This is a genomic window from Roseivirga sp. UBA1976 (genome assembly GCF_002336325.1).
GTDB lineage: Bacteria > Bacteroidota > Bacteroidia > Cytophagales > Cyclobacteriaceae > Roseivirga > Roseivirga thermotolerans.
Genome location: NZ_DDDQ01000138.1, coordinates 19735 through 28007 on the forward strand (window position 1 = coordinate 19735; position 8273 = coordinate 28007).

The window sequence follows — 8273 nt, forward strand, 5'->3', positions numbered from 1 at the left end:
AATTGATTTCTTGCGTTAACACTTCTACTCGCCAACTGCGAAAAAGTTGGGCAAAAGTACGATTAATTCCTATGGTATTAAAATTGGTCTTAGATAACTATTCAATGCTATAAATGATTCATTATTTACCCCTGAAGCAGATAATTATTTATAAATAGTTGCTTGTTCAATAGCCGCTTTGAAAGGGCTAAGTCATTGTTGGTCTGAGTATTGAATAGTTGGCCTCTTAGAATCTGGGTTTTTGGATGGTTTTGGTAAGATGGCCGGCATGAAACATTCGGGCCGTTTTAGCGCTTTACTATGCTAAAACACTCCAACCATTCATAAGGACGGGTGGGGGCAATTCGAGAAAAAAAGCTTACTTGAGAAACTGAACGAGTAGCATTTTTTATCTCGACCTAAAATACCTCTCTGTATATTTGGGTGAAAAGGAAGTGACCAGCCAAAAGCAAACGGCAATTTTTAAGCATATTAACTGTTAATTGACCTAGATGAATGCATATAACCTGATCATAGTTTTAGCCTGCGTAATTATTTTTTCGCATGTTTTTAATTTCATTTCTAAGCGTACCAATATACCGAGTGTAATCCTGCTCATTTTATTGGGTATTGCAGGCAAGTACGCCATGGACTACTATAACTTCAATCAAGATAAGCTCATATTCGGCACTCTTGAGGTGTTGGGTATTGTGGGGCTCATAATGATTGTATTGGAGGCGGCTATAGACTTAAAACTAACTCGTGAAAAATGGCCAATTATCTGGAAATCGTTTACTGTAGCGCTCATTTCGCTGGTAGTTTGTGCTTTTGGTATTTCATTCATTATCAATCAGGTTTTTAGAGAAGATCCCATTATTTCGTTGGTATATGCAGTGCCGCTTTCCATTATGAGCAGTGCTATTGTAATTCCTTCCGTGACACGGCTTGCAAAAGACAAGAAGGAGTTCATGATTTATGAGAGCACCTTTTCCGATATACTGGGCATTATGTTTTTCTACTTTTTGGTAGAAAATGTGGGAGTAGAGTCTACCAATCAGGTTATCTATAGCATTGTGGGCAATATCATTATTACCATAGTCATTTCGGTGATTGTGAGCTATGCCCTGGTAATGTTGTTTCAGCGCTTGGAGGGCGATGTAAAATTATTCATGCTCATTGCCGTACTCATTTTGCTGTACGCCATAGGCAAGCAACTACACCTTTCATCGCTTGTCATTATTCTGGTATTTGGCCTGTTGCTCAACAACATCAACTTGTTTTTTGTGGGTAAGCTCAAGGAGTTTATCAATGAAAACACGGTAAACAGCATACTCAAAGACCTGCATCTGGTCACACGCGAGTCGGCCTTTGTGGTGCGTACCTTCTTTTTTGTGGTGTTTGGCACTACCATAGACCTCAAGGCCTTGCTCAACCTGGAGGTGTTTGCTGTGGGATTGGGTATTGTGGTTTTCTTTTTTGTGGTTCGCTTTGTTTTCTTGAAGGCCTTTATGTGGAAGAAATCCATATTTCCTGAGTTCTTCATTACCCCTCGGGGGCTAATTACGGTACTCTTGTTTTTTAGCATTCCGGAGGAGTTGACCTCGCTTACTTTCAATGCCGATATTATTCTGATTACCATTATTTGTACCAGTATTGTCATGACCTGGGGACTGATTAAGTTTGGTAAAGAGGGCTTGGAAGAAGGGCAGCCTGCGCCTTTAGAAGACTCCGGTCTGTCGTACTTTTTGCAGCGAATGAGCAATTCTTCGCCTGCATCGGCCAAGGAAGTTGTACTGACTGAACAGGCCGAAGAAGCCGTAGAGGCTACGGACGTGGAGCCGGTGGCCAATGAAGAAAAAGGAGAAGGGGAAGAGCATAAACCTGATAAGGATGAGCCCGAAAAGTAATATCAATAGGGGTCTACATCGGCTACTACTTCTACCGATTTATATTCGTTTGTTTTAAGCAGTTCCAGTTGGGCCTTTTGGATAAGCTGTTTTACAGCCTCCATCTTGTACTTCTTCTCAATTTTCAGGAAAATATCCATCAGGAATTTGTCTCTGATTTTGTTAATGAGCGGTTCTTGCGGCCCCAATACTCTACCGGCTCCAAGGTCTTCTTTTAATAGATTGCTAAGGGTTTGGGCAGCCTGCTGAGTAAGCTTTTTGTCCTTGCTTCTCAGCAATAGGTGTATCATGCGGGTGTAAGGAGGGTAGTGATATTGCTTTCTTTCACGCATTTCTCCGTGATAGAAGGCGTGGTAGTCTCCTTTTTGGATGAGTTCGATAATGTGTTGATCGGGGTTGCGACTCTGAATAACCACCTTACCCTGGGTTTCCCTTCTTCCGGCACGGCCACTTACCTGAGTGACCATCTGAAAGGTGCGCTCAAAAGACCGAAAATCAGGGAAGTGAATCATGCGGTCTACATCGAATACGCCTACAAGGCTGACCTTGTCGAAATCGAGCCCCTTAGAAACCATTTGTGTACCCACCAGAATATCTATTTCACCTTTTTCGAACTCCTGAATAATGTTTTGGTAGGCATATTTGGCTCGGGTAGTTTCCAAATCCATTCGCTGCACACGGGCTTTAGGAAAAATGAGTTTTAGCTCTTCTTCAATTTTTTCGGTACCAATTCCTACGGTATGTATTTTTGTGCTGCCACATGCAGGACAAACCAGGGGCACAGCTTGTTTGTGGCCGCAATAGTGACAGTTGAGCTGGTTTTTATACTGATGGTAGGTGAGGCTTACCGCGCAACGCGTACACTCCGGTATAAACCCGCAGGTTTCGCAGGTGAGGTAGTTGGAGTAACCCCGTCTGTTCTGAAAAATAATGGCCTGCTCTTTTTTTTCAAGCACTTCGGCAATGGCCTCAATGAGTACGGAGCTAAAGTCGCCCACATTGGTTTTTCGCTTACGTTCTTCGGTAAGGTTGGCCACTACTATGTGCGGCAAGCTCGCTTCGTTGTATCGCTCAAAGAGTTCTACCAGTCCATATTTTTTTTGCAGGGCATTGGTATAGGATTCCAATGAGGGAGTAGCCGAGCCAAGCAGTGTTTTGGCACCATGCAAGTGAGCCAGAAAAAGCGCAGCATCTCTGGCGTGATACCTCGGAGCCGGATCGTATTGTTTGTAGCTCGATTCATGGGCTTCGTCTACTACAATCAGCCCCAGATTGTGGAAAGGAAGGAAAATACTGCTCCTAACGCCTACAATAAAATCAAAGCGGCCTTCCATGAGTCCGTACCAAACTTCTACCCGTTCGTTATCAGAGAATTTAGAGTGATACACGCCCATTCGGTCGCCAAAGATCTTTCGAAGTCGCTGTACAATTTGCGCGGTAAGTGCAATTTCCGGCAAGAGGTACAATACCTGCTGGCCGCTTTCCAGTGCTCCTTGAATGAGGTCTATGTATATTTCTGTTTTTCCGCTTCCGGTAATGCCATGAAGCAACACGGTGGGATGCTCTTGAAACTGACTGATGATTTGGTGTCGTGCTTCTTCTTGCTTTTCGCTTAGAACCAGTGGTTTTGGCTCAAAAGCCTGATCTTCTTCGAAACGAGAAATAATTTGTTCGAACTCTATAAATATCCCGTTTTTGATCAATGTTTTTAAAGAGGAGGCCGATAGACCGTTTTGTTGAAAGTCTGACTTAGGTAGGCCCTGTTGGTTTTTATTTGGTTCCTGAAACACGGGCACTTCGCGCAGATAATAGAGCAGTATATCGGCTTGTTTGGGGCTCTTTTCCAACTGCTGAAACAGTTCGTCTAATTGATTTTCATGAGCCAGAAAATCGCCATGCAATCGTACTTTCTTAATTTTTCGGGGTTTGTAGCGCTCTTTTACTTCTTCATAAATAATGATGAGTTCCTTTTGAACCAGTGATTTTATGTACTTATAGGCACTTTTGAGTTCGAGAATATCGGCTGCTTCTCTATAACTCAAGGAGTCTTTATTTTCCAGGGCCGAAAGCAGCAAAACCTCCCGATCGTCTAAAGTCAGATCTGTGTCGTTCCAGTCGTAGTGAGGGTGTAGTTGTATTTTAGATTCGCTGCTCAGTTTTAGTCCTGAAGGAAGGGCGGCATTGAGCACCTCTCCAAAGGTGCAGAGGTAGTAGCTGCTCATCCACTTCATTAGACTCACTTGCTGTGGAGTAACTATGGGTTCAGCATCGAGTATATCGAGCAGGGGTTTGGCCGAATACACTTCGGGGGCCTTCCGGTGTATGGAGTCTATAATGCCGGTTACTACCTTTTGTCTGCCAAATTGCACAATTACCCGCACTCCGGGCTTCGCCAGTTCCTGAAACTCGGTAGGAACTCTGTAGGTGAAAAGCCGGGCAATGGGTATGGGCAGTGCCACATCGGCAAAGTAGGTAGTCTCCCCCTCAGGGGCATCGATATTGAGTTGAAGTGACGACAATTGGCTCCTCTAAATCAAGGGTTGAAGATATTAATTATAGCCTAGTGAGCGATGGCGTATGGCCGGAATGTGGCGGAAAATCTCGACAATGTGTGTGAACCACCTATTGCGATGCATTCTTTGATGCCTGTTGCATTTGTGCGAAAACATCTTCTACGTTGTTTACCGGCAGCTGGCAGGTTTTGTTGTAGCATACAAAGTAAGTGGTTGCAGAATTAATCATTTCTCTACCTTTTAAGAGGGCCAGGCCCGATGTGGCTTGTGGTTTTTTGCCGGCTATCACCTTATTGGGTTCGTATTGTTGATGCAGGGCTTGCACCTGGGCTAGGTTGTTGGTCACCATTACTACCTCTGCCGTGGGGTAAGTGTGCAGGGCATACAAGGTGGCCCACTGAGCCAAATCTTGTGGAGCCAACATTAGCACCCTATTCATGCGATCTACCATGTCGCGAGCAGCTTCAGTATATTCTTCATGACTCAACAAGTGCCCGAGTGTTTTCAGGTTGGTGGCCATTAGGGCATTGGAAGAGGGAATTACATTGTCGAATATTTCTTTTTTGCGTGCAATAAGCTCTTCGGCCTTGTTAGAGGTATAAAAAAACAACCCTTCTTTCTCATCATAAAATTCTGAGAGGGTGATGCTCGTAAGGGTGTTGGCAAGCATGAGCCAGTGTTCGTCAAAGCTTACCTGATAAAGTTTGGCCATGCCTTCAATCACGGCTGCGTAGTCTTCCAGATATCCGTTTATGCCGGCTTTTCCATTCTTGTAATTTCGGAACAGTCGCTTGCTATCGTCCATCATTTTTTGCTCAATGAACTTGGCGCTTTTGAGGGCTAGCAATAGAAACTTTTCTTCACCAAAGGTGGCGTAGGCATCGCAAAGTCCCGATAGCATGAGGCCATTCCAACCGCTGAGAATTTTATCGTCCAGTCCGGGTTTTACCCTTTCGTTTCTGGCATTGAGCAGTTTTCGGTTGGCTATGCGCACAATATCCTTCAACTCGTCAATATCCAGTCCGTGGGTTTTGGCAAAGTCTTCGTCAGATGCTGCACGAAACGGAATGTTTTTACCGGGTTCCCAGTTGCCAGCAGTCAGGTTGTAGTAGTCAATCATGAGTTCGGCATCTATCTGGAGCAGATCATAGAACTCTTCGATTGTCCATAAGTAAAACTTGCCTTCTTCTCCTTCGCTGTCGGCATCCAGTGCGGCATAAAAGCCTCCTTCTTCCGAAGTCATTTCTCTTTCGAGCCAATCGATGGTTTGAAAAACAACCTCTTTGTAGAGTTCTTTTTTAGTGGCCTGATAGGTCTGTGAGTAAAGACTTACCAACTGACCATTGTCGTAAAGCATTTTCTCAAAATGTGGAACAAACCAATCCATGTCGGTAGAGTAGCGGGTAAAGCCTCCGCCCACCTGATCGTAAATTCCTCCCCGAGCCATGTGGTCAAGAGTGCGCTCCACATGGGTTAGTGCTTCGGTGTTTTGATTTACGTGAGCCTCTTTGAGCAGAAACTGGTAAACTACGGGCATAGGAAATTTAGGAGCCCGGTTGTTTCCTCCCTTTTGCCGGTCGAAATTTTCAGCAAACTTTTGGTACATCTGGTGGACAGCGGTTTTTGTAAATGCCTGCCCCTGACCAATCAGTCCGTATTTTTCTACTTCGCTACGCGCCAGGGTGTTCATAAAGCCATCGGCCGATTTGGCCAATTCATCATATTGTTGGCTAAAGGCCCTGTGAATTTGTATGCAAAGCTGAGCCCAGCCTTTGGGAGGAAAATAGGTGCCTCCGTAAAATGGTCGCTGGTCGGGCAAGAGAAAGACATTGAGTGGCCATCCGCCCTGAAGCCCCATAGCGTGAACGGCCTCCATGTATACCTGGTCTACATCGGGCCGTTCTTCCCGGTCTACCTTAATGCACACAAAGTGTTCATTCATTATGGAGGCAATGTCTTCGTTTTCAAAGCTTTCCCGTTCCATTACATGGCACCAGTGGCATGCCGAGTAGCCAATACTTACTATAATTGGTTTGTTTTCCGCTTTGGCCTTGTCCAGGGCCTCTTCGCCCCAAGGGTACCAGTCAACCGGATTGTGGGCATGCTGAAGCAGGTAAGGAGAGGAGGCTTCTATAAGTCTGTTGGCCATTACTGAATCTGTTTTTTGATTTGTGCTATTTCCTCACCAAGCGAAAGGGTGTGGCTCAATGATTTAAGTTGTTGGAGTGTGTTGTGCAGAAATTTCTGATGTCCTGCCGACTTGGGGTTAAATGGCCGGTGGTTAAGGTTTTGTCTTACTTTTTCCCACTGTTCCATTAGCTCCAGGTCTTTGGGGTGAATGTAGGCCGAAACGAACTTTTGCCAGATATAGTCAATGGCTTGTTCATTGGGATGGATCATGTCTTTTTCATAAAACCGATAATCGCGAAGGTCGTCCATCATGATCTCGTAGGCCGGAAAATAGTGTACATCATCTGCCATTTCGGTAATGTAGTGCGCAGCTAAACGAAGTACCGATTTGCTGGCGGAATTGAAGGGGAGTGTATCTCGTGTGTGCCGCACCGGACTTACTGTGAGCACAAACTCAATAGTGGGGTTGTATTGGTGAATGAGTTCTTTGAGGCTAAAAAATGCCGACACTATTTCTTCTGAGCTAAGTAGTTTTTTTTCGAACTCCTTTTGAGGTGTTTTATGGCAATTGGTCACCAACATGCGGGTCTTTTTTTGCTCATAAACCCAGGCCGTACCCAGGGTTATGAACAGCACACTGGCCTTACTGATTTGCTCATAGACTTTATTCAGGGCATCGTCCATGCGCTTGTGCAGAGTAGCTTTGGTTTTGGCACTGAAGCTCGAATGGAACTTGTAGTTCAGGTAAACGCCATCGCGTTTCAGAGTGGCCTGTTCCAGTACTTCGGTACGTTCCAGAGCCAGTTCTAAAAGCTCAAAGATGGAAAGCGGGTTAAATATTGTGCCGAGCGGATTGACCATAACCTCAAACTTGGCCGCCTCGAGCCGTTGGCCGATGGAATCGGAGAAGCAGGAGCCTACGGTAAGAAGCGGTGACGAATAGCCTATTTTGAGCCGGCTTTTTAGTTCTTCAATTTCTGTTCTGAACATGTGCAAAGATAAGGCTTTCCCGTGGCCACTGGTTCCTTGGAACGACCAATTTGAGAGACTTCTTTGGTTGACCACCCGCTATAGCAACTCTGTAGCTTAGTTTTTCTTTTAATTATATGGGGTTGAAAATGTGTTGATATTGAGTGAGTTATGAATGCAATCGTTTCACTTCATTTTTTCGATTTTTTTTGCTGTGCCTTCAAATTGTAAGAACATTTGTATGGTAAACTTTTTAGTGATGAGTATTAAAAAGCAGTATCTGAAAACCAAGCCGGTGGCTAATGTCACTTTTCAGTTGCCAGCCGAAGCTGCTGAGGGCGCCAGCAAGGTAAATCTTGTGGGCGAATTCAACGGTTGGGACAAGGCGGCTACTGAAATGAAAAAGCTTAAAACAGGAGACTTTAAGGCTACTGTTAAGCTAGAGACCGGCAAAGAGTACCAGTTTCGTTATCTGATCGATGGCGAAGTTTGGGAAAATGATTGGGAAGCCGATAAGTATGTTCCTAATCAATTGACCTTTGAAGACAATTCGGTAGTAGAGCTATAAGAAAGACATTTAGGACTTTCCATAGGTGAGTTCTCGTTTGAGACGGGCGGTTATTGGAAACAATACCGCCTTTTTTTGTGCCTAACGGTTTGAGTGAGGAAGGTATCCCGAAGGGTAAATACGGTAGTAGTAAAATGTCCCCCTTAGGACGTCATTGCGGAATTTTCCTCTGAAAACTTCACATACGCAAAGGAAAATATCCGCAAT

General features: G+C 44.6%; 5 protein-coding genes. 2 read left to right on the forward strand and 3 right to left on the reverse strand.

The features are described 5' to 3' along the window. Nucleotides 1–491: 491 nt before the first annotated feature. Nucleotides 492–1886: a cation:proton antiporter gene (locus B3763_RS13680; RefSeq protein WP_286747293.1), complete on the forward strand. Its 1395-nt coding sequence runs from the start codon at nt 492–494 to the stop codon at nt 1884–1886. Nucleotides 1887–1888: 2 nt separating this feature from the next. Here B3763_RS13680 and priA read toward each other — a convergent pair whose 3' ends face one another. From priA to B3763_RS13695, 3 genes are all read right to left on the reverse strand, one after another. Then, nucleotides 1889–4405 carry a replication restart helicase PriA gene (priA, locus tag B3763_RS13685; RefSeq protein WP_286747294.1) on the reverse strand — a complete coding sequence of 839 codons (2517 nt, stop codon included), beginning with the start codon at nt 4403–4405 and terminating at the stop codon, nt 1889–1891. Nucleotides 4406–4508: 103 nt separating this feature from the next. Further along, nucleotides 4509–6548 (reverse strand): thioredoxin domain-containing protein, encoded by a 2040-nt coding sequence (locus B3763_RS13690; RefSeq protein ID WP_286747296.1) that lies wholly within the window; start codon nt 6546–6548, stop codon nt 4509–4511. Next, on the reverse strand, nt 6548–7519 hold the full coding sequence (locus B3763_RS13695) for a GSCFA domain-containing protein (protein ID WP_286747297.1): 972 nt from the start codon (nt 7517–7519) through the stop codon (nt 6548–6550). The genes B3763_RS13690 and B3763_RS13695 overlap by 1 nt, the downstream gene beginning before the upstream one ends. A 238-nt stretch (nt 7520–7757) precedes the next feature. Between B3763_RS13695 and B3763_RS13700 the strand changes: the two genes are divergently transcribed. Next, the gene (locus tag B3763_RS13700) at nt 7758–8066 is read left to right on the forward strand and encodes an isoamylase early set domain-containing protein (RefSeq protein ID WP_189629656.1); all 309 of its coding nucleotides are present in this window, start codon (nt 7758–7760) and stop codon (nt 8064–8066) included. Nucleotides 8067–8273 lie beyond the last annotated feature (207 nt).